General features: G+C 66.0%; 20 protein-coding genes. 15 read left to right on the top strand and 5 right to left on the bottom strand.

All coding sequences use genetic code 11. The features are described from left to right. Positions 1 to 32: 32 nt before the first annotated feature. From VMV82_09565 to VMV82_09580, 4 genes are all read left to right on the top strand, one after another. Positions 33 to 1055: a S1 RNA-binding domain-containing protein gene (locus VMV82_09565; protein ID HUY41800.1), complete on the top strand. Its 1023-nt coding sequence runs from the start codon at positions 33 to 35 to the stop codon at positions 1053 to 1055. 29 nt (positions 1056 to 1084) lie between these two features. Beyond that, positions 1085 to 1672, top strand: coding sequence for a dephospho-CoA kinase (coaE, locus tag VMV82_09570; protein ID HUY41801.1), 588 nt, complete (start codon positions 1085 to 1087; stop codon positions 1670 to 1672). A gap of 158 nt (positions 1673 to 1830) precedes the next feature. Next, the gene (locus VMV82_09575; protein ID HUY41802.1) at positions 1831 to 2037 is read left to right on the top strand and encodes a hypothetical protein; all 207 of its coding nucleotides are present in this window, start codon (positions 1831 to 1833) and stop codon (positions 2035 to 2037) included. 68 nt (positions 2038 to 2105) lie between these two features. After that, positions 2106 to 2393 (top strand): general stress protein B, encoded by a 288-nt coding sequence (locus VMV82_09580; protein ID HUY41803.1) that lies wholly within the window; start codon positions 2106 to 2108, stop codon positions 2391 to 2393. 15 nt (positions 2394 to 2408) lie between these two features. Here VMV82_09580 and VMV82_09585 read toward each other — a convergent pair whose 3' ends face one another. Further along, complete coding sequence (locus tag VMV82_09585) at positions 2409 to 2975, bottom strand: hypothetical protein (protein ID HUY41804.1); 567 nt, start codon at positions 2973 to 2975, stop codon at positions 2409 to 2411. Continuing rightward, positions 2972 to 4477, bottom strand: coding sequence for an apolipoprotein N-acyltransferase (lnt, locus tag VMV82_09590; GenBank protein ID HUY41805.1), 1506 nt, complete (start codon positions 4475 to 4477; stop codon positions 2972 to 2974). The genes VMV82_09585 and lnt overlap by 4 nt, the downstream gene beginning before the upstream one ends. Between lnt and VMV82_09595 the strand changes: the two genes are divergently transcribed. Continuing rightward, the gene (locus VMV82_09595) at positions 4476 to 5258 is read left to right on the top strand and encodes a hypothetical protein (GenBank protein ID HUY41806.1); all 783 of its coding nucleotides are present in this window, start codon (positions 4476 to 4478) and stop codon (positions 5256 to 5258) included. The genes lnt and VMV82_09595 overlap by 2 nt on opposite strands. 112 nt (positions 5259 to 5370) lie before the next feature. On the opposite strand, the gene VMV82_09600 is transcribed toward VMV82_09595, so the two are convergent. The 3 genes from VMV82_09600 to VMV82_09610 are packed head-to-tail and all read right to left on the bottom strand — an operon-like array spanning position 5371 to position 9494. Beyond that, on the bottom strand, positions 5371 to 7836 hold the full coding sequence (locus tag VMV82_09600; GenBank protein HUY41807.1) for a hypothetical protein: 2466 nt from the start codon (positions 7834 to 7836) through the stop codon (positions 5371 to 5373). Positions 7837 to 7843: 7 nt separating this feature from the next. Then, positions 7844 to 8998, bottom strand: a complete 1155-nt coding sequence (locus VMV82_09605) for an LptF/LptG family permease (protein ID HUY41808.1) — start codon at positions 8996 to 8998, stop codon at positions 7844 to 7846. Between the two features lie 25 nt (positions 8999 to 9023). Next, positions 9024 to 9494, bottom strand: coding sequence for a lytic transglycosylase domain-containing protein (locus VMV82_09610; protein ID HUY41809.1), 471 nt, complete (start codon positions 9492 to 9494; stop codon positions 9024 to 9026). Positions 9495 to 9603: 109 nt separating this feature from the next. Here VMV82_09610 and mraZ point away from each other — a divergent pair, with 109 nt between their 5' ends. The 10 genes from mraZ to ftsW are packed head-to-tail and all read left to right on the top strand — an operon-like array spanning position 9604 to position 20152. Further along, entirely contained in the window at positions 9604 to 10065 is a 462-nt protein-coding gene (gene mraZ / locus VMV82_09615; protein HUY41810.1) for a division/cell wall cluster transcriptional repressor MraZ, read from the top strand. A 3-nt stretch (positions 10066 to 10068) separates the two neighbouring features. Continuing rightward, positions 10069 to 10953 (top strand): 16S rRNA (cytosine(1402)-N(4))-methyltransferase RsmH, encoded by an 885-nt coding sequence (rsmH, locus tag VMV82_09620; protein HUY41811.1) that lies wholly within the window; start codon positions 10069 to 10071, stop codon positions 10951 to 10953. Then, a complete protein-coding gene (locus VMV82_09625) occupies positions 10950 to 11354 on the top strand; it encodes a hypothetical protein (GenBank protein ID HUY41812.1) in 405 nt (134 codons plus the stop codon). Before rsmH ends, VMV82_09625 begins: the two co-directional genes overlap by 4 nt. 18 nt (positions 11355 to 11372) lie before the next feature. Further along, positions 11373 to 13112 carry a penicillin-binding protein 2 gene (locus VMV82_09630; protein ID HUY41813.1) on the top strand — a complete coding sequence of 580 codons (1740 nt, stop codon included), beginning with the start codon at positions 11373 to 11375 and terminating at the stop codon, positions 13110 to 13112. After that, positions 13109 to 14563 carry a UDP-N-acetylmuramoyl-L-alanyl-D-glutamate--2,6-diaminopimelate ligase gene (locus VMV82_09635; protein ID HUY41814.1) on the top strand — a complete coding sequence of 485 codons (1455 nt, stop codon included), beginning with the start codon at positions 13109 to 13111 and terminating at the stop codon, positions 14561 to 14563. The genes VMV82_09630 and VMV82_09635 overlap by 4 nt, the downstream gene beginning before the upstream one ends. Next, on the top strand, positions 14560 to 15939 hold the full coding sequence (murF, locus tag VMV82_09640; GenBank protein ID HUY41815.1) for a UDP-N-acetylmuramoyl-tripeptide--D-alanyl-D-alanine ligase: 1380 nt from the start codon (positions 14560 to 14562) through the stop codon (positions 15937 to 15939). Before VMV82_09635 ends, murF begins: the two co-directional genes overlap by 4 nt. Continuing rightward, positions 15936 to 16640 carry a coenzyme F420-0:L-glutamate ligase gene (locus tag VMV82_09645; GenBank protein HUY41816.1) on the top strand — a complete coding sequence of 235 codons (705 nt, stop codon included), beginning with the start codon at positions 15936 to 15938 and terminating at the stop codon, positions 16638 to 16640. The genes murF and VMV82_09645 overlap by 4 nt, the downstream gene beginning before the upstream one ends. After that, positions 16637 to 17599, top strand: a complete 963-nt coding sequence (gene mraY / locus VMV82_09650) for a phospho-N-acetylmuramoyl-pentapeptide-transferase (GenBank protein ID HUY41817.1) — start codon at positions 16637 to 16639, stop codon at positions 17597 to 17599. The genes VMV82_09645 and mraY overlap by 4 nt, the downstream gene beginning before the upstream one ends. An 8-nt stretch (positions 17600 to 17607) precedes the next feature. Beyond that, complete coding sequence (gene murD, locus VMV82_09655) at positions 17608 to 18996, top strand: UDP-N-acetylmuramoyl-L-alanine--D-glutamate ligase (GenBank protein ID HUY41818.1); 1389 nt, start codon at positions 17608 to 17610, stop codon at positions 18994 to 18996. Beyond that, on the top strand, positions 18989 to 20152 hold the full coding sequence (gene ftsW / locus VMV82_09660) for a putative lipid II flippase FtsW (protein ID HUY41819.1): 1164 nt from the start codon (positions 18989 to 18991) through the stop codon (positions 20150 to 20152). The genes murD and ftsW overlap by 8 nt, the downstream gene beginning before the upstream one ends. The last annotated feature ends 2 nt before the right edge of the window (positions 20153 to 20154 follow it).

The following is a 20154-nucleotide window of genomic DNA, read 5'->3' on the forward strand; positions in this document are numbered from 1 at the left end:
AAGAGTCGCTGAAGGTACTCGACGAAGGTCAGGTGCTCACCGGCACCATCGTCCAGAAAGACAAAGACGAACTCCTGGTCGACGTCGGCGGCAAATCCGAGGGCGTGCTTCCTTTCAAGGAGCTCTCGCTCGCCGTCGATGCGAAGACGCTTCGCGTCGGGGATACGCTCGAGGTCATGGTCCACCGGATCGACGAGCTCGACGGGACCCTCTTCCTCTCAGAACGGCGCGCGCGCGCGCTCAAGACCTGGGAACAAGTCATCGAAGCGCACGAGCGCGACCAAGTGATCGAAGCGACCGTCACACACGTCGTGAAGGGCGGCGTCCTCGTCGACCTCGGCATGCGCGGCTTCGTTCCGGCCTCGCAGATTCGGCGCCAGCCGGTCGGCGATCTCGACGAGCTGCTCGGACAGCGTCTTCGCCTCAAGGTGATCGATCTCGATCACAAGCGCCATCGGGTCGTGCTCTCGCAACGGCAGGTGCTCGAAGAGGAGCTGCAAGCCAAGAAGCAAGAGCTGCTCGGAACCCTCGAAGTCGGTCAGATCCGCGAAGGCGTCGTCGTACGGCTTGCCGATTTCGGCGCGTTCGTCGATCTCGGCGGCGTCGACGGGTTGATTCACAACAGCGAGCTCTCGTACGCGCGCATCAAGCACCCGTCGGAGGTCGTGAAGATCGGCGACGTCGTGCAAGTCGAGATCATGAAGTTCGACCCCGAGGCCAAGAAAGTTAGCCTCTCGCTCAAACATACGCTACCCGATCCATGGGACGAGCATGCTGACAAGCTCTACGAGACGAATCGCCTGACGGCGCAAGTCGTCAAGGTCACCCCGAACTACCTGCTCGTGGAACTCGTGCCCGGCATCCTCGCAATGGTGCCGAGCGGCGAGTTCGATACCGGCGCGCAGTACGCCGCCGGGCAAGAGGCCGACGTGACGCTGTTGACGCTCAATCACGCCACGCGGCGCATCACCGCGTCGATTCAGCACATTGCCGACGTGCCCGAGGAACAGATCGAGGCGCTCGTGGCGAAGGACGAGGGCGCGGCGCAAGCCTAACCCGACAGGCTCCTAGGGAACCTTCCAGCGTGCGTGTAGGCTTGACGGGCGGCATCGGCAGCGGCAAGAGCGAGGTAGCTCGAATCTTCGAAGAGCTCGGCGCATTCATCATCGACACGGACGCTCTCGCGCGTGAGGCCGTCGCTCCATATAGCGACGGTCTCATGCAGATTGCACGCGTCTGGCCGAGCGTCATCCGAAACGATGCGCTCGACCGCGCGGCGCTCGCCGAGATCGTTTTCAGCGATGCCGACGCGCGCGCGCGATTGAATGCGATCGTCCATCCGCACGTACGGCGCCTCGCACGCGAGCGCGCGCGCTTCGCGCAACCCGGGCAGATGATCCTCGAGGTCGTTCCCCTGCTCTTCGAAACGGACTACGCGCGCGACGTCGATAAGGCCGTGGTCGTCGTCGCACCGGAGGAACAACGGATAGCACGCATCGCGGCCCGCGATCATATGGACGAAACGCACGTACGTGCCAGGATGGCGGCGCAGATCGCGCCCGAGGAGGCGATGCGGCGCGCCGACGCAGTGATCGAGAACGACGGAGATCTCGCACTGCTGCACCGCCGCGTGACGGACGTCTTTGAGAAACTTCTGAGCGCGGCGGGCTAAGAGCGCCCAATTCAGGGCACCATGCGAGTCCCCGAGCCTCAGCTTTTCTCCAGACTGCACGCGTAGGATGAATCGAAGCCCCTTACCTTGGTTTAGCGAGCGCTCGTATGGGTAAACGAGGCTGAGTACCCCCTTTCTTTCGAGGTGAAGTAGTCCAGATGCAAAACGAAATTCACGTCGGCGGCATGAGTGTCCGCGAAGCCGGTCGCCGCGGTGGCGAGCGTGTCAAGGCGAAGTACGGCACCGAGTTCTACGAAGAGATCGGCCGCAAAGGCGGCGAGGCCACAAAGAGCAAGTACGGCCCGTCGTTTTACGAAGTCATCGGACAAAAAGGCGGTCAGAAGCCGAAGCGCAAGACCGCGTAACGCAAGGCTGCACGGCTAAAGAAACGGTCATGGCGTCGAAGAGACCTACCGGCAACGCGGACCGAGAGATGTCGGTTCGCGAAGCCGGGAAAAAGGGCGGCGACACCGTGCGCGACCGGTATGGGTCCGGTTTCTACGAAGAGATCGGGCGCAAAGGCGGGAAGGCGACGCGCGATCGTCATGGCGTAGAGTTCTACGAGTCGATCGGCCAAAAAGGCGGCAAGATCGTCAAGGAAAAATATGGCGCAGACTTTTACGAAGAAATCGGGCACAAGGGCGGGCAGAAGGTGAAAAAACTGATCGCCGAGGCGAAGAGGCGCATCGCCGAAGACGCCAGCCGCGAGCCGAAAAAGTAGCGCCGGCGCGACGAGTCAGCGCCTAGGAATGCCGACGGAGCCGTCGAGCGCTCCGAGGTGCACTTCGTTCTTCCCGAAGTCGATCGTGATGGTTCGGATGCGCAGCGTCTGGCCGCCGACGTGCAAGAAGCTCGGATGCTCCATCGACAGAAGCTTCGCGTCGTTCGTCCAGGTGACGTAGTCCGTGTCGAACGAGCGGCGGTACGGGTCCTCGAGCATGCGGATGTGCACGCGGCCGATCGCGGTGAAGTCGAGAGTCTGCGTGTTGAGTGCGACGTGCCGCGCGTCGATCGCGATATAGGGCTTCCCTTTGCGGTACACGATTCCGTCGTGCACGCCGTCGAGCGTACCCGTGATGCCGTCAGACGAAAACTCACCGCGGTCGTAGGAGAGGCTCCAGGAGTGCGTTGCAACGGTATGGCTGCCGCCGCGAACCTCACCGCCGCGCAGGACGATGGGAGCGTTTGCCGGGGGAGTGGGCGAGGGGCCGCGGCCGGCGAGAACGATCTCGACGATCACGTAGGCAAGGAACGCGCAGCCTGCCGCGATCAGTGCCCAGCGCAGTCGCTTCTTGCGCGTCACGCGGTGGGCTCGGACGGTCTGCGCTTGCGCGTGACGAGCACGAGATAGAGCAACGCGAATGCGCCGATCACCGGTGCCGGGCCGATGCGCGCGAAGAGCGATCCCGACGGAGGGCCGATCTTGCCCGTCACCGCCGTTTGCACGTCCATAGGTGCGCGCTGCGTCCACCGGCCGTCGGGAGCGATGATGCCGCTGACGCCGGTAGCAGCGGCGCGCACGACCCACATGCCGTTTTCGACCGCGCGCAGCTGCGATATCTGTGCGTGCTGGTACGGGCCGGACGTCCGGCCGAACCATGCGTCGTCCGTGCTGACGATGAGAAATTGCGCTCCGTTCGCAACCTGAGCGTACACGCGATCCGCAAAAGCGGACTCCCAGCAGATGAGCGGCGCGGCGAGCAATCCCGTCCTCGTCGCGTAGACGCCATCGACGTTTCCGGCTGCGAATCCGCCGTTCAGGGTTCCGACGTACGGCAGCCACGAGAGAAACCTCGACGCGGGAAAATCTTCGGCGAACGGCACGAGCTGGCGCTTGTCGTAGATGGCGGTGCGCGTTCCGCCCGTATAGAAAAAGAGTGCGTTGTAGTAGTCGCCCTCATGCTGGTCGATCGATCCGACGACGAGCGTCGTCCCGAGCCGTTTCGCAAGCGACGCGAACCTGCTTTCGAGCGCCGGATCGGCATTCAAGCCGGTACCGCGAATCGCGATGACGGTCTCCGGCCAGACGACCAGCCTGGGATGCAACCACGCAATGCTGCGCGTCATCGCGCTGTAGCGATGCACGGCTAGCGCGAGGGAGCCGGGCTGCCACTTCAGCGTCTGCACGATGTTGCCCTGAATCGCCGCGACCGGAATCGTCGGCGGTACGGCGCGGCGCGCCGGCCACGCAAGCCAACATCCCGTCCATGCGAGCGCGATTGCCGCCGCCGCGATGAGGAGCGGGCGCGCCGTCCGGCGGCGCATGGCGTACGCCGCGTACGCGCCGATCGCGCACAGGACGAACGTCACGAAGTACGTGCCGCCGTACGCCGCGAAGATCCGCAGCGGCGTATCGGCTTGCGTGTACCCGAGCTGCGCGAACGGAATGCCGACGGGCCCGATCGATCGCACGAACTCCAGCGCGGCGAACGCCGCCGCACCCGCGAGCGGGGCCAGGTAGGCTGCCGCGCGCTTCTGGGCGACCGCGTAGAGCGCGGCGCTTGCTCCCCAGGCGAGCGCGTCGTACGCGGCGCAGACGAAGACCGCGGCGCCGGCCCAGAACGGGCCCACGTCGTGCCCGATCGTGTAGGTCCACCACGCGTAGTTGATGCAAAAAAAGACGGTCCCGGCAAGCCAACCGAGGAAGAACGCACGTTTCCAGGAGGTCGCGGAGAGCGCCCAGAACAGCGCCGCGGTCCCAACGGGAACGAGCCACGCAGCGCCCAGTTTGGGAAAACCGGCGCTGAGCAGCAATGCGGCAGCGATCGCGACGATCGGTTCGCGAACCCTCAGCGAGGAGAGCATGATACGCAGAGTCGGCCTAGCGGTCTTGGTGGTGGCGCTCATGATAGTGGGCTGCGGCCGTCAGGTGACGTTTCCAAAGTACGCACAAAACGGCGGGCTCTCGAGCGGTTTCATGTCGGTGAGATTCACGGTCGCCGCCCCATTCGCTTTCAGCACGTACGATTACATCGTCGTTTTCAATACCACGGGCAACGGCATCACGCCGCTGCCGAACGGCGGGGCCCAGTCGAACTATGCAGCGTTCAGCGATGCGATCGTCGTCTCTGGCAACACGTCGGGCGCCGTCGAAGCCGTTCCGGTACAGTTCGTTTCCAACGGTACGTCGCTGCCGCCGACCGTCTATCCGCTGACCGTTCCAGGGCAGGACCTGCAACTGACGAGTAACTCCAACGGGCTGAACACGCAGTTCCAACTGCGATTCCTGCGGGCGATCTTCAGCAGCCTCGTCACCTCGCCGTCCCCGAGTCCGACGCCGACGCCCGTCGGAGCTACGCCGAGCCCGGTACCGTCGGTAACGCCGACGCCCGTCGTTTCCACCACCTGGAAGTTCAATTGCTTCGTGACCTCGCCGGGAACGACAGGCGGAGCTTTCGGCGGTGGCGGCAACACGAACTACGCTCCGGTCGATTCGCTCGGCGTGGGCGGCGGTACCGACACGTCCTTCTCGTCGCCGAACCTCGTCACCACGACGGCGTTCGACATCACTGCCAACGCGCTCGCGCAGACCGCACCGTCTCCGAGCGCGGTGATCCAAACTTGCGAGTTTCAGAATACCCCTTAGCAGGCTGCGGAAAAATCCCCGGCGCCGTCTCGAATCCGCGTGTTCCGCCGAAAACCGCGCCGTTCTTCGGTCAAAACGCTACGGCGTTGCTCCCTCATCGCTCCGCAACCTGTTAGAAGTTGAAGTTGCTCGGGATGATCGCGCCGCCCTGGCCGAGCCCGAAGCCCGCCGCGTGTGACGGAAATGCGAGCAGGTTCAACGAGACGTTCACGAGCTTGGAATCCTGGTTGTAGAGCACCTGGAGCTGATAGCATTGCCCGATGGTCTTGGTGAGGTAGACGATCTTGTCGCTGATGCGCCGATGGAAATCCCAGTTCACGTTGCCCGCGAACTCGAGCTGCGTGTCGCGGCCGAACGGGGTCGAAAACTGCACGTTGGTCTGCTGGAAGCCCAGCCCGGGTCCGGGAATGAACGCGCCGCCCAGCAAGAGCACGGAGCTCGAGGTCGGGCTGAGTTGGAACTGGTAGCTCACCGGCTGCGCCCTCGCGTCGAAGAGGGTCGAGAAGCCGAGTGAGAGATTGTAAACAGAGCCGTTGAAGAACCGCAGCAGATCCTGCGCGCCCTTCGTGTTCATCGTCGGCAGCTGATCGAGGTATTGAAAAGGCACGGCGGGTGGCCCATTGTAGTTCGACTCATTGTAGGTAATCATGTTGACGACGTGATTCGAGATCGGGGTCGTGAGCGACATCAGCTGCGTGATCGACGCCTTCAGGTCGCCCGTGCCATAGGCGTACTGATTGACGTCGAGCGTCGCCTGGAAATCGCTGCCGAAGACCCGGTAGATCGCCGGCCCGAGAACGAACGCCAGGTCGGCGCGCTGAGAGTGAAATGCGTTCGACGGCTCGCTGTACTGGCCGATCGTGAACTGCGCCGAGACCGGAAAGATGAAGTGCGGGAAGAACGCGTACGGCCGTATCTGGAGCTGCGGAATCTCGTTGTCGCCGTAGGGAATGCGTGAGTACGACCGGTCCCAGGTGAGTTGATAGTCCGCGCCCTTCGTACTCCAGTGCAGCACCGAATCGAGCGTGGCGGAGGCGTTCGAGGAAGAGAAGCCGCCGTAGTTCGACGAGCTGTTGGTCAAGCTGAAGTTGAGCGCCTCGCTCAACGTCGGCGAGAATTGGATTGTGTCCGCGAAGCTCACGTCGTTGGACTGGGACTGCGTGCCGACCGCCGTGTGCGTGAACGTATAGTTCTGCGAATCTTTCTGCGTTTGATGGGCGAAGTTGAACGTCAGGGCGGTATTGGCCGGAAGGTTCGTCAATGGCCCGTAGTTCGACTGGTACGAATAGCTGAGATTCGAGTGCAGCGTCCGCGAATAGTTCTCCGTCTCCTGCGCCTGGACGTTCAACTGCGTCTGGTTGACGCGCCGATCGTGAATGCGATAAATGTGCACGCTGCCGGTGCGGCGGCCGTTACGCCGCGCAAAGAACGCGACGTATCCGAGCCCGAGCCCGACCTTCGTGTAGTAGTTCACCTCGTAGTATCCGTAATAGTAGCTGTCGCGACCGAAGCCGATTTTCGTCTGAACCCAATACCCTTCGTACGCGTCGTATCCGACGTTGGGAAAGTACTGTGGGCGCACGCGCTGATCTTCGACTTGGCGCAGCGGAATGACGACTTTGGGCAGGAAGAAGACCGCGGCGGCTCCGAGCCACAAGATCGCGCTGTAGATCACGATGCGGTCGCCGGGAATCACGTCCATCGTGCGGCCGGTGATGTGATAGCCGCTGCGCGCGTTCTCGCAAGTCGTGACGAAGGGGCGCTGCCCGTGCCCGACGCCGTTGGCGTCGGTGTGCAGATCCCGGGCACGGTAGTGGACGAGCCCCCGCTCGACGCCCTGGGAGCTCTCGCCGTTGCCGTGCACGAGCCGCGCGGTTTGGTTGATCGTGTCGAAGGATATCTGGTCCGCATTCAAGATCGAATCGTGCGTCTGGTCGATGATGAACGGATGTCCCGTGATCGTGACCGTGCGGTCGCCGTCGTAGTGCGCGCGCTGGCCGACGATTTCGTCCTGCCCGTAGTAGATGTGCACGTTGCCTACGGCGTCACCGGGCTGGCCGGGCCGCGTGTTCCCCGTGACGCGGTCGGCGATGATGGCCACGTATCCGGGCGCGAGCGTTGGGACGCCCGTCGGCTCCGGCGTTGGTCCCGGGCGGCCCTGCCCGGCAGGCGCGATCGGCGGCGGCGTGACCCCGCCCCGCTGGAGGAATACTGGTCCGGCAGCTGGGGTCGGCGTAGCGCCGCCGGGCAGCGGAGGCGGTGAGGCGCGCGGCGATCCGTTCGGCCGGGGCGTTTGGAAGAACTGGAGCGTGCCGTTGGTCGAGTGCGGCAAGTACGGCGCTTGGACCGGGGTAGGCGTCGGTGACGGCGTTACTGTCGGCTCCGCTTGTGCGACCTCGGCGCGCCCGATACGCCTCGCATCGGCCGCGCACGGCGTCGCGTTGAGCAGAGAGATTGCGCGCTGATCTTCGAGCGTGGAACTATGCGCCGCGGCTACGGCGGCGGCAAGGTTCCCGCTGAGGATCGCATACAGGCATGCGGCTGCAGCGAGTGCTGGACGGTTGCGCAGTGCACGCACGTGGCGGCTAACGTTCTTCGAGCCAGAGCAATGCCCCACCCGCGAGTCCCATGACGACGTTCGGCAGCCACGCGGCGAGGTACGGGTTCACCGCACCGTTCCGGCCGAATGCCGATGCGGTAGACGTCAAGACGAAGTAGAAGAAGAACGCGATGATCGAGAGGGCGATGCCGAGCATTCTGCCGCGCCGGCCGAACCGAATCGCGAGCGGAAGCGAGACGAGCACGGCGATGAAGCACGCGAAGGGCCAGGCGAGTTTGTTCGCAAGCGTGATTTGCAAAGTCCCGAGCGCCGTGCCGCCGATGCCCTGCTCCTGCAAAGAACGCACTTGCAGCGCGAGGCGTTTGCTGCTCATCGTCCACGGATCGGTGCCGGCGGAGCTCAAGAACTGCGCGGCCGTCTCTTGCAGCGGAAGGCCGATCGCGACCGAACGCACGTGCTGCTGCCCGGCGACGTACCCCTGTGCGTTAAAGCGCGTGTCGATGACGTCCTTGAGCACGAGCGTGCTCCCATTGACGACGGCGCTGCGGGCTTGCAGCGTCTCGTTCCACGGCCCGTCGCGCGCCGGCTTGAATATCTGCACGCCGTACATCGTCTTTCCGTCCGGCGCGACCTGCGTCACGAAGAACGTGTTCCCGCTATCCGCGTCCCTGCGGAAGAACTGCGTTTCGAACGGGAGCGCGTCCGTATGGTAGACCATCTGGTAGAACGTGCGCGTCGAGAGATCGACCGACGCCGGCGCGATCCACTCGTTCATGCCGTACGCGAGCAAGAACATGGCGAATCCGAACGCGAGCGGCGTTGCCGCGATGCGCAGGATGTGGATGCCGGACGTACGCATGGCGGTGATCTCGTTGTCACCCATTAAACGTCCGACGGCGAGCAACGACGCAACGAGCGCCGCAAACGGGAACGCCATTGGAATCGACTGCGGAACGCGCAGCAAGACGAAACGCAGCACGAGAAAGAACGGCGCGTGCTCGTTGACGATGTAATCGGCCGAGAGAATGAAGATGTTGAGAGCCCAAAAGATGAAAAACGCGAAAAATCCGCCGAGAAACGGCCATACCATCTCGCGCAACAGGTACGCGTCGAGAATGGGAAGGACGTGCGCGCGAGAATGCGCGTAGGGCAAGAACCGGCGCAACGTCAGCGTCGCCATGTGGAACGCGAGCCCCTCGGGCTCGCTAGTAACTCCGGTAGGTCGAGAGAACGCGCTCCACGTACGCGCGCGTCTCCGCGTACGGCGGAACGCCATGATACGCGTCGACCGCCCCGGGCCCGGCGTTGTACGCGGCAACCGCGAGGGTGACGTTCCCGTGGTAGCGACGCAAGAGCGATTTCAAATACGCGCTGCCGCATGCGACGTTGGAGACGGGCTCGAAGGGATCGATTCCGCAGCTCGAGGCCGTCGCGGGCATGAGCTGCATCAGCCCCTCGGCGCCGGCGACCGAGATCGCCGACGGATCCCCACCCGACTCGGCCATCAGCACGGCAGTGAGCAAACCAGGCGGAAGAGCATGCTCGGCAGAGGCTTGTGCGACGAGCGAGTGGATCTCGAGCGAGCTCAGGGCGTGGGGCGCGTACGGCATATACCCCCCGCCGCCGCAGCCGTAGAGCAGACATAAGGTAGACGCAATCGAGGCGAGCCGCGTCATCGGCATCGTCCCTTCGTTTTCCCCGTGAAGGCCGCCTTGTACGGCCCCACGCTCGCCCGGCCTTGCGGACGGCGACCCTCCTGCGTATAGTGGGTGGAAGTGGCGCCTCGTGGAGGCAAAGGGAGGATCGTTGCCGGAGTCACCGCGCCTGTCGGGCTTGGTGGAGCACGCTCTCGATGAGAAGGGCCGGCTCGTCGTGCCCGCGCGGTTTCGGGAGCGCCTCGGTGCCGGCTTCGTCCTGACGATCGCCCGTCCCGACCCCTGCCTCGCCCTGTACCCGAGCAACGTTTGGGCGGAGTTCTGCGCTCGGCTCGAGGCCGCGCCCCGCAAAGACGACGCCTTCCGCCGCATGGTTCGCTCGATCTTCGCCCACAGCGAGGACGTCGGCTGCGACGCCCAGGGCAGAATCCTGATTCCAGCTTCGCTGCGCGTGTACGCGGGGATCGATCGCGAGGTCGTCTCCGTCGGCGCGCTGACGCGCGTCGAGATCTGGGCGAAAGAGCATTTTAGCGAGCACGCGGAGCCGCAGGGTGGGAGCCTTGACCTCTTCGGCGAGCTGGGGTTGTCGTGATGCGTGGACGAGCCGTTGCGTCACGTTCCCGTGCTCACCGCATCGGTGCTCGCCTATCTCGACATTCGGCCGGAGGGAACGTACGTGGATGCGACCTTCGGCGGCGGCGGTCACAGTCGCTCGATTCTCGAGCGCTTGCGCGGCGGTACGCTCGTTGCGCTCGATGCGGACCCGCAGGCACGGGAGTGCGCGCAAACGATCGCCGATCCGGCGTTCCATTTCGCGCGCGCGAACTTTCGCAACCTCGCATCCATACTCGCTCAGTACGGCATCGCCCGGGTGGACGGCGTGCTCTTCGACTTGGGAGTCTCTTCCATGCAGCTTGACGACGCGCACCGCGGCTTTTCCATGGTGAAGGACGCTCCGCTCGACATGCGGATGAATCAGTACGCCGGCCGAAGTGCGTACGACGTGCTCGCGCACGCGAGCGAGCGCGAGCTGGCCGACATCTTCTTCAGTTACGGTGAGGAACGAGCCGCGCGACGCGTCGCGCGCGCGATCGTCGCGCGCCGGCGCCAGGGAACGCTGCCGAGGACGACAACGGACTTCGCGCGCTTCGTCGCAGGCGTCGTGCAGAAGCCGGGCCGGCGCGAGCGCATCCATCCGGCGACGCGATTCTTCCAAGCACTGCGCATCGCCGTCAACGAGGAACTCGATGCGCTGCACGAAGGCGTGAGCGCGGCGATCGATTCGCTTCGCGTGGGGGGGCGCGTCGTCGCGATCAGCTTCCATTCGCTCGAAGATCGCATCGTCAAACGCGCCTTGCGCGCCGACGAGCGTATAGAGGTGCTCACGAAAAAGCCCGTGACGCCGTCGCAAGAAGAGGTCGCAGCGAATCCGCGCGCTCGCAGCGCGAAGCTGCGCGCCGGGGAGCGTAAAGCGCTATGACGGCACTGCGACTCGAAGCTCCGGCGCGCATTCGCAACCCGCGCACCGCGCGCTCGGCAACGCAGCGCCGGATCGTGAGAAATCAACGCAGCCGGTACGCGGCGGTGACGTGGATCACGTTCGGCGTCGCGGTGGCCTTGGCCATCCTCCTCACGTACGTGCGGCTGACGTCGAGCATCACGGCGCTCTCGTACGCCGTGGACCGGGCGCACGGACAGCGCGCCGACATGCAAATGCAGGACGCCCGCCTCGACGACGAGATCGCATCGTTGACGTCGGATGATCGTCTCGCTTCCGTCGCCGCACGCCTGGGCATGGTGCAGCCGACGCAGTTTGTGCGCATCAGCCTCCTTCCTGCGCCGGCCTCGCAAAGCCACCCGCTGGCATTTCTCTCGCGGTAAGCGCAGAAGCGGCGCGCGATGCACAAGAGAGCGTTTTCCCGCGTCGCACCGCTGCGTGCAAAGCTCTTCTTCTATTTTTGCTTCGTCGTCGGCCTCTATCTCGTCTGGAGGCTCTACGACGTGCAAGTCCTGCGCGGCCCGGTCTACGCGCGGGATGCGCTCAACCAGCGCACGCGATTGATCACGATCGCCGGTCATCGCGGCTCGATTTTGGATCGCGACGGGAGCGAGCTCGTACGCTCGTTGCCGTCGGAGTCGATTTACGTCGATCCACACGACGTGACAGACGTCGGGGAGACCGTCGCGCGCCTGGATGCCGTCGTCGGGCCGCTCGGTGCGCAGACGCTCGCACTCCTGCACGATCCGCGCGCGCAGTTCGTCTATATCGCGCGTAAAGTGCCGCACGAAACCGCGGTACGGGTGGCGGCGCTCAACCTTCCAGGCGTCGGCATCGAGCAGGAGGTCACCGGGAGGCGCATCGACACGGTCGGACGGCTTGCTTCGACGATCGTCGGGTACGTCGGCACCGACGAGAACGGACTCGCGGGCGTCGAGTACTCGTACGACGACGTTCTGCGTGGCATCTTCGGCAAGGTGCTCGTGCAGGAGGACGATTTGGGCCGGCCGATTCCTGTGGCGCGCGAGGACGTCGTGAAGCCGCCGAAGGATGGGCTCTCGGTCGAGCTGACGCTCGACTCGTATCTACAGTTCGTCGCGCAGGAAGCGCTGGCGCAGCAAGTGCGGCGCTTTCACGCCACCGACGCGACGGCGATCGTCATGAACCCGTGGACCGGCGAGGTGCTGGCGATGGCCAACGTGCCGGACTACGACCCCAACCATTGGGAACGCTTTCCCACACGCGATCAGCGAGACCGCGCGGTGATGGACGCGTACGAGCCCGGCTCGACGTACAAGCTCGTGACCGCTGCCGCGGCGCTCTCGTCGGGCAAGGTGACGCTGCAGTCGCACTTTCCCGCCCACGACGAGATCACGGTAGGTGGCTGGACGATTCACAACGCCGAGGACGGCTTCATGCCCAATCAGGGCGGAAGCGAGACGCTCGAGCAGATCGTAGAGTACTCGCACAACGTCGGCGCAGCCGAGGTGGGGATGCGCATCGGCGCAGGTACGTTCTACGCGATGGAACGGCGTGCGGGCTTCGGAGAGCCGACCGGGGTTGGCTTGGCGGGTGAGAACCCCGGCATCGTTCCGCCGCCGGCACAGTGGAGCGCGCCGTCGCTGGCGACGATGAGCTTCGGGCAGGGCGTGGCGGTGACGCCGCTGGCGCTGACGCGCTACTACTGCGCGATCGCTAACGGCGGGGAGCTGATGCGGCCGCTTTTGGTGCGGGCGTACGTGAACGGGTCGGGGACGGTGGTGCGGCGGTTCGAGCCGCAGGTGGTGCGGCGGGTCTTTTCGCCGGAGGTCGCAGCGGAGCTGCGGACGTTCTTGCGGCAAGTGGTGCTGCACGGGACGGGTGACCCGACGGCGCAGATTCCCGGCTACGCGACCGCCGGCAAGACCGGAACCGCGCAGATCGTCGAGAATGGCACGTACGAGCCGGGAGCGTACTCGGCCTCGTTCATGGGCATGATTCCGTACGACCATCCGCGGTACGTTATCTTCGTGAAGATCGATCGCCCCGAGGGCTCCTATTACGGCAGCGTCGTGGCGGCGCCGGTCTTCGTGCGGATCGCGCGCGCAGCCATGCTGCGCGACGGGATCGCGCCGGCGCCTTCAACGCTCGCGCGACCGTGAGCACGCCCGGCAGGAGCGTCGCACTCGCGGCGTTGCTGCAGCGCCTTCCGGGAGCGACGCTGGCCGGCGATGCGCGGACGCGCATCGATGCCATCGCCGCCGATTCACGCGACGTCCGTCCGGGCTCGCTCTTCGTCGCGCTGCGCGGCGAGCACGCCGACGGTCACGACTTCATTACGCAAGCGATTGACGCGGGCGCCGCCGCTGTTGTCGTGGAGCGCGAGCTCGCCGCGTCGCCGACCGCAGCGGTTCGCGTCGAGAGCACGCGCCGCGCGCTCTCGGCGATGGCGGCCGCGTTCTACGGCGATCCGTCGCAGAAGCTCGCGGTCGTGGGGGTTACGGGAACCAACGGAAAGACGACGACGACGCGCATGCTCGCGGCGATCGCGAACGCCGCGGGCATGCCGTGCGGCGTCATCGGAACCATCGGCGCCGAGTTCGCCGAGCGCTCTTGGAAGCTCGCGCATACGACCCCGTTTCCGCAGGAGCTGCACGCGCTGCTTGCCGAGATGGCGGATGCCGGTGCGCGTGCGATCGCCATGGAGGTCAGCAGCCACGCGCTCGCGCTCGAGCGCGTGCACGACGTGCGGTTCGCGTGCGGCGTGCTCACCAACGTGACGCGCGACCATCTCGACTTTCACGGAACGCAGGAAGCGTACGCGCAGGCGAAGCGCCGCCTCTTCGCGCTGGCGCGCACCGCAGCGCTCAACGCCGACGACGCCTTCGGCGCGCGTTGGTCCTCCGAACTGCGCGGCTCGGTTCCGCTGCTCACGTACTCGCTTCGCGGCGAGGCGGATCTGGTTGCGCGCGACGTCGAGGTGCGCGCCGACGGCAGCAGCTTCATGCTCGACGGCGTGCAGATCTCGCTGGCGCTGCCGGCGCGCTTCAACGTCGCAAACGCGCTTGCCGCAATCGCCGCGGCGCGGTTGCTCGGCATCGATGACGTAACGAGCGCTGCGGCGCTGCGAACGCTCGTGCGCGTTCCGGGACGGATGGAACGCGTCGGAGCAGGCGACGTCGAGGTGGTCGTCGATTACGCGCACACCCCGGACGCTCTCGAGCAAGCGCTCTGCGCTCTGCGGGAGATCGCGCGCGGGCGTCTAGCGGTTGTCTTCGGTTGCGGCGGAGATCGCGATCGTGGGAAGCGACCGGAGATGGGTGCGATTGCGGCGCGCTACGCCGATCGCATCTACGTGACGAGCGACAACCCGCGAAGCGAGGATCCGGCGGCGATTGCGCGCGACATCGCTGCGGGCGTCGGGGAGCATCCATACGTGCTGGAGCTGGACCGGCGCGCTGCGATCGAGCGTGCCGTGCTCGAAGCGCAACCCCGCGATACCGTGCTCGTCGCGGGCAAAGGGCACGAGGCTTATCAGATCGCCGGCGATCGCGTCGTACCCTTCGACGATGTCGCAGTTGCGCGCGAAGCGCTCGCGAAGCGAGCCCCGTGAAGCTCTCCTTCGACGTCGTCGTGCGCGCGACCGGAGCCCGCGTCTTCGATGCGGAACGTGCGCCGCGGGAGGTACGCATCTCGACCGACACGCGCGCGTTGAATCCGGGAGATATCTTTCTCGCGTTGCGCGGTGAGCGTTTCGACGGGCACGCGTATACGGCGCAAGCCGTTGCAGGCGGGGCGGCGGCGCTCGTCGTCGATCGCGAGAGCGCGCGCGTTCCCGGCGTGACGACGCTGCTCGTCGGAGAGACGCTCGCCGCGTACATGGCGCTCGGAGCGGCAGCACGCGAGCGCTTCTCTGGGCGCGTCATCGCGATCACGGGGAGCACGGGGAAGACGACGACGAAAGTGCTGCTCGCGCAGCTGCTCGAAAATCGCTATCCAACTCGCGTGCTCGCAGCACCGGCGAACGAGAACAACGAGATCGGCGTTGCGAAACTGCTCCTCGAGGCGTCGAACGAGGCGCACGACGTGCTCGTCGTCGAGATGGGCGCGCGCAAATACGGCGACGTGGCGACGCTGGTAACGATGGCCCGGCCACACGTGGGCCTATTGACCAACGTCGGCGACGCTCATCTCGAGATCATGGGTTCGCGCGAACGGCTCGAAGAGACGAAATGGGGACTCTTTTCCGGCGGCGCGAACGCCGTGCTCAATCTCTCCGACGAAGCGTCCCGGCGGCGCGCTCCGTCGCTAGCGGGTCCGGCGCGCTGGTTCTTCGCCGGCGAAAGTGCGCCTGAACGTCCGGCTGGGGCGCTCTGCGCGGTTCTCGGACGCGACCGCTTGCTGGTCGCGGATGCGGGCAGCGAGCCCGCGACGCGCGCAGTCGACGTGCGAGTTCCGGGCGCGCACAACCGCGCGAACGTGGCGGCAGCGATCGCCGGCGCCCTCGAGCTCGGCGTCGCGCTCGACGCGATCGTGGCCGCAGTACCGAGCCTCACCCTCCCCGCGGGGCGTTTCGAACGCATCGCGCTCGCCCGCGGTCCGCAGCTCGTGTACGACGCCTACAACGCCAGTGCCGCCGGGACGATCGCCGCGCTCGATGCCTTGGCCGACGAGTCCGCGGCGTGCCGCATTGCCGTGCTCGGAGGAATGGCCGAGCTCGGCGACGAGGCCGTGGCGCTGCACGAGCGCGTCGGCGCCCACGCCGCAGGCATCGTCGATTGGCTGTTGGCAGGAGGAGAGCTCGCGAGCGCGCTGGCAAACGGCGCCGAAGCGGCCGGCTTGCCCCGGCAGCGCATCGTACGGTACGCGACGAATCACGACGCGGCGGTGTGGCTGCGAGAGCACGCGCGGCGCGACGACCTCGTGCTGCTCAAGGGCTCCCGCAGATATCAATTGGAAGAGATCGTCGAGGAGCTTCGCAACTCGTGATACGACCGCTCGCCGTTACGCGGCCCGAGCTTCCGGCCGGAATCGTCGCGATTCCGGTCCGAACCGCGCTCGTCCGGCCCGGCGACGATTTGACGGCCATCGTCGCGCAGGCCGTGCGCGGCATTGCGCGCGCCGGCGACGTCCTGACGGTCTCGGAGACGGCGGTCGCCATCGCGCAAGGAGAGCTCGTTGCGGCCGAGCACGTGCGCCCGTCGCGCATCGCCTACGCGCTCTCGCGTCGCGCGGGCGCGTTGGCAACCGTGAATCAGCCGGAGTCGCTGCAGCTGGTCATCGATCGCGTCGGCACGCGCAAGGTACTCTACGCGGCGGCGATGCACGTCATCGGGCGCCTGCGCGGCAGGCGCGGCGTCTTCTACGAGATCATGGGCGAGGCGATCACCGCAATCGACGGCTATACCGGAACGCTTCCGCCGTACGAGCGCGCGATCGTGCTCGCGCCGCGCGAGCCGGATCGCGTCTGCGAGGAGATCGCGCGACGTACCGGCATCGCCTGCGCCGTTGTCGATGCGAACGACTTAGAGAAGGCGAAGGTGCTCGGCGCGAGCGCAGGGGTCGAGCGCGGGATCGTGGAGCGCGCGCTGCTCGGTAATCCGCACGGGAACGGTGACGAGCAGACGCCGATCGCTGTGCTCAAATGGCGTGGCGCGGGTGCCAACCCGTTGCTCGTGGCGGCATCATGAACGCGGCTGCGTTCTCCGAGCTTGCCTGGGAGTGCGTGGCCGGCTTCTTGGCTGCGCTCGTCGTCGGCTGGCTGCTCTTACGGCTGCTGCCGAGATTCTCGTTGCGACAGACCGCCTATGAAGATGCGCCGGAGAGCCATCGCGACAAGACGGGGACGCCGACGATGGGAGGCTTGGCGATTCTCGCGGCGATCGCGGTCTCGGCGCTTTTTGCTCACGACACGTTCGCTCGGGCGCTCCTCATGCTCGTCTTCGCCTGCGCGCTGGTCGGCTTCGTCGACGATCTCATCGGCATTCGCAGCGGGTCGAACGCAGGACTTCGAGCGCGAACGAAGTTCCTCGCGACCGCACTCGTCGCGGCGATCTTCATGCGCATGGTGCCTGCGAACGATACCCTCTTCCACGCCGGCTCCGCCCTGCTCGTCGTGCCGTACTGGCTCTGGTTCGTTCTAGGCATTCTCGCAATCACGGGCTGCGTGCACGCGGTGAATCTCACCGACGGCCTCGACGGACTCGCAGCGGGCGCAATCGCGCCGCCGCTCTACGTCTTCTGGGCGCTTGCGATCGTCGGGGGAGCGGGTCCACGCGACTGGCCCGTCGTTCTTGGTTTTGCAATCGGCGGCGCCCTCGGCTTTCTCGTCTACAATCGCCATCCGGCGCGCATGTTCATGGGTGACACGGGCTCGCTTGCGCTCGGTGCGCTGCTCGCCGGCGCGGCGATACTGGACGGCGAGATGCTCTTGCTCGCGATCGTCGGCGGACTCTTCGTTGCGGAAGCGCTCTCCGTGATGCTGCAAGTCGCATACTTCAAGATCAGCGGCGGGCGTCGCATCTTTCTCATGAGCCCGCTGCACCATCACTTCGAGCTTGCGGGATGGCCCGAGCGTACCGTAACGCTCTCCTTCTGGCTCGCCTCAACCGTCTGTTCCGTGGTAGGATGGGTTATCGGAAGCCTGTGAAGGAGTCGATGCTGGAATATTCCGAGCGCACCAACGCGCTCGTCATCGGACTTGGCAGGAGCGGTCTCGCAAGCACGGCAGCGCTGCGCGAACGCGGCGCAGCCGTCGTCGTCGTCGACGAAAAGTCTCCCGACGCGTTGCGCGACGCGATTACGGCTATCGAGGATCGCGGCGCGCGATTCGTCACGCCGGACGAGCTGCCGGCCCTGCTGCCAGGTATCACGCTCGCCATCCTCTCGCCGGGAGTTCCTCCGACGTCGCGCGTCGTTCGGCTCGTTCGCGAGGCGGGCATCCCGGCGATCGGCGAGATCGAGCTCGCCGCGCGGCTGTGCGCGGCACCGATCATCGCGATCACGGGAACGAAAGGCAAATCGACGACGACCGCGCTCATCGCCCACCTGCTGCGGACGTGCGGGGTCGACGCCGTCGCTGGGGGGAACATCGGCGAGCCGCTCGTCGCTGCGGTCGCTCGCGCGACGTCGCGGTCATGGGTCGTGGCTGAGCTCTCCTCGTTTCAACTCGAGGGCATCGCGACGCTACGGCCGCGGATCTCCGTGCTGCTCAACATTGCGCCGGACCACCTCGACCGCCATGCGTCGATCGAGGAATACGCCGAGGCGAAGTTTCGCATCGTCATGAACCAGAGTGAGGGCGACACAATCGTCCTCGACCGCGACGATCCGCGCTTGCGCGCGTTGGAAGGGCGCTTCGAGAGCCGCGGGTGCGCGGCGCGCCGGCTATGGTATACGCTCGAGCACGACGGTCCCGCGGCGGATATGTCGCTGCGCGGCGAACAGATCGTTACCACCGCTGCGGGCGGTGCGGCCGTTGCCGTTGCGGATTGGAGCGACGTTCCATTGCCGGGCGAGCATAATCTGCGCAATGCGATGGCGGCGCTTCTCGCGGCGATCGCCGCAGGGTGCCCGCCGGCATCGCTGCGCGCCGGGCTGCGCACGTTCGTAGCGCTCGCGCATCGCCTGCAGCCGATTGCTGAAATCGACGGCGTGCTGTATGTGGACGACTCAAAGGCAACCAATCCCACGGCGACGGTCGCGGCGCTGCGCGCGTACGATCGGCCCGTCGTGCTCGTGGCCGGCGGGCGCGAAAAGGGGACCGACTTCGCGGAGCTCGGAGGCGTCATGCGCGCGCGCGTCAGGGCGCTGGTCGCCCTCGGCGAGGCGGCGGGGATGCTTGCGCGGGTCGCGGACGGCCTCCCGGTTACTTTTGCGTCCTCGATGGAGGAGGCGGTCGAGCAGGCGCGGCGCGCGGCTGTGACGGGCGACGTCGTGCTGCTCTCGCCGGCGTGCGCGTCCTTCGACATGTTCGCGTCCGCAGAGGATCGGGGCGATCGCTTCGCGCGCGCGGTGCGGCTGATCCCGCGAGGCGCGCATGCGTAGTTCCGCGTCGTTACGGCGACCATCGAGCGAGATCGCAGTGCGGCGCTCGTATGCCGCGGCGCCGCCGGACCCGTGGCTCTTCGGCGCGGTCGCGCTGCTCGTTGCGGTCGGCTTGGTGATGGTGTATTCCGCCTCGAGCGTTACCGCGTACGCCGAACACCTGGACACCGCATACTACGTGAAGCGTCAGTTTCTCTGGCTTCTCGTCGGCGGTGCGCTCGCCTACGGCGCGTATCGCATGGATTACCTGCAGTTGCGCCGGTTTGCGCCGTACGTGCTGCTCGCGGCGACGATCGGACTGCTCCTCGTGTTCGTCCCACACGTCGGCGTGCGCGTCAACGGCGTGCATCGGTGGATCGGCATCGGGTCGATGACGCTGCAACCCTCAGAGTTTGCGAAGCTCGGCATCGTGATCTTCCTGGCGGCCTGGCTGTCGGGGCGCGAGCCGCGCATCGACATCACGAAGTTCACGTCGGGACTCTTTCTCGCGTGTACGCCGGTGTTGCTGATGACCGCCCTCGTGCTCAAGGAGCCGGATCTCGGGACTGCCAGCATCATCGTGATGACGGCGTTCGTGCTGCTTTTCGCCGGCGGCGCGCGCATCGCGCATCTCTTGGCAGTCTGCTTCGCGCTCGTCCCGGCTGTCGTGGTCGAGTTTGTCCACAACGTCATGTGGCGCGCGCGCCTCTTCGCGTTTCTCGACCCGTGGCGGGACCCGCAGAACACGGGCTTTCACATCATTCAATCGCTTTACGCCTTGGGCACGGGCGGCTTGAGAGGCGTCGGTCTCGGCGCTTCGCGCGAGAAGTTCTTCTATCTCCCGGAGCAGTACACCGATTTCATCTTCTCCGTGCTCGGCGAGGAAGCCGGGTTGATCGGCGCGCTCGTCGTCGTCGCGCTCTTCCTGCTGCTGGCCTTTCGTGCCGTGCGCATCGCGCTCTCGGCGCGCGAGCCGTTCGGCTTTTTACTGACGATCGGCTGTGCGGCGATGATCGTGCTGCAGGCATTCGTCAACATCGGCGTCGTCACGTCGTCGTGGCCCATCACCGGGGTGCCGCTGCCGTTCATCTCCTTCGGCGGCAGCGCGCTCGCCGTCGACTTGATCGCGGTCGCGCTGATTCTCAACGTCGGCCGCCACCGCCGAATCCGCGGCTGACG

Source organism: Candidatus Dormiibacterota bacterium (assembly GCA_035532035.1).
In the GTDB taxonomy this organism is placed as follows: Bacteria; Vulcanimicrobiota; Vulcanimicrobiia; order Vulcanimicrobiales; family Vulcanimicrobiaceae; genus Tyrphobacter.

Excerpts from the sequence above, each read along its gene's own strand:
- VMV82_09575 (HUY41802.1), top strand. The coding sequence starts at position 1,831 with ATGCAAAACGAAATTCACGTCGGCGGCATGAGTGTCCGCGAAGCCGGT.
- VMV82_09580 (HUY41803.1), top strand. The coding sequence starts at position 2,106 with ATGTCGGTTCGCGAAGCCGGGAAAAAGGGCGGCGACACCGTGCGCGAC.
- VMV82_09595 (HUY41806.1), top strand. The coding sequence starts at position 4,476 with ATGATACGCAGAGTCGGCCTAGCGGTCTTGGTGGTGGCGCTCATGATA.
- lnt (HUY41805.1), bottom strand. The coding sequence starts at position 4,477 with ATGCTCTCCTCGCTGAGGGTTCGCGAACCGATCGTCGCGATCGCTGCC.
- VMV82_09605 (HUY41808.1), bottom strand. The coding sequence starts at position 8,998 with ATGGCGACGCTGACGTTGCGCCGGTTCTTGCCCTACGCGCATTCTCGC.
- VMV82_09610 (HUY41809.1), bottom strand. The coding sequence starts at position 9,494 with ATGACGCGGCTCGCCTCGATTGCGTCTACCTTATGTCTGCTCTACGGC.
- VMV82_09625 (HUY41812.1), top strand. The coding sequence starts at position 10,950 with ATGACGGCACTGCGACTCGAAGCTCCGGCGCGCATTCGCAACCCGCGC.
- VMV82_09630 (HUY41813.1), top strand. The coding sequence starts at position 11,373 with ATGCACAAGAGAGCGTTTTCCCGCGTCGCACCGCTGCGTGCAAAGCTC.
- mraY (HUY41817.1), top strand. The coding sequence starts at position 16,637 with ATGAACGCGGCTGCGTTCTCCGAGCTTGCCTGGGAGTGCGTGGCCGGC.
- murD (HUY41818.1), top strand. The coding sequence starts at position 17,608 with ATGCTGGAATATTCCGAGCGCACCAACGCGCTCGTCATCGGACTTGGC.
- ftsW (HUY41819.1), top strand. The coding sequence starts at position 18,989 with ATGCGTAGTTCCGCGTCGTTACGGCGACCATCGAGCGAGATCGCAGTG.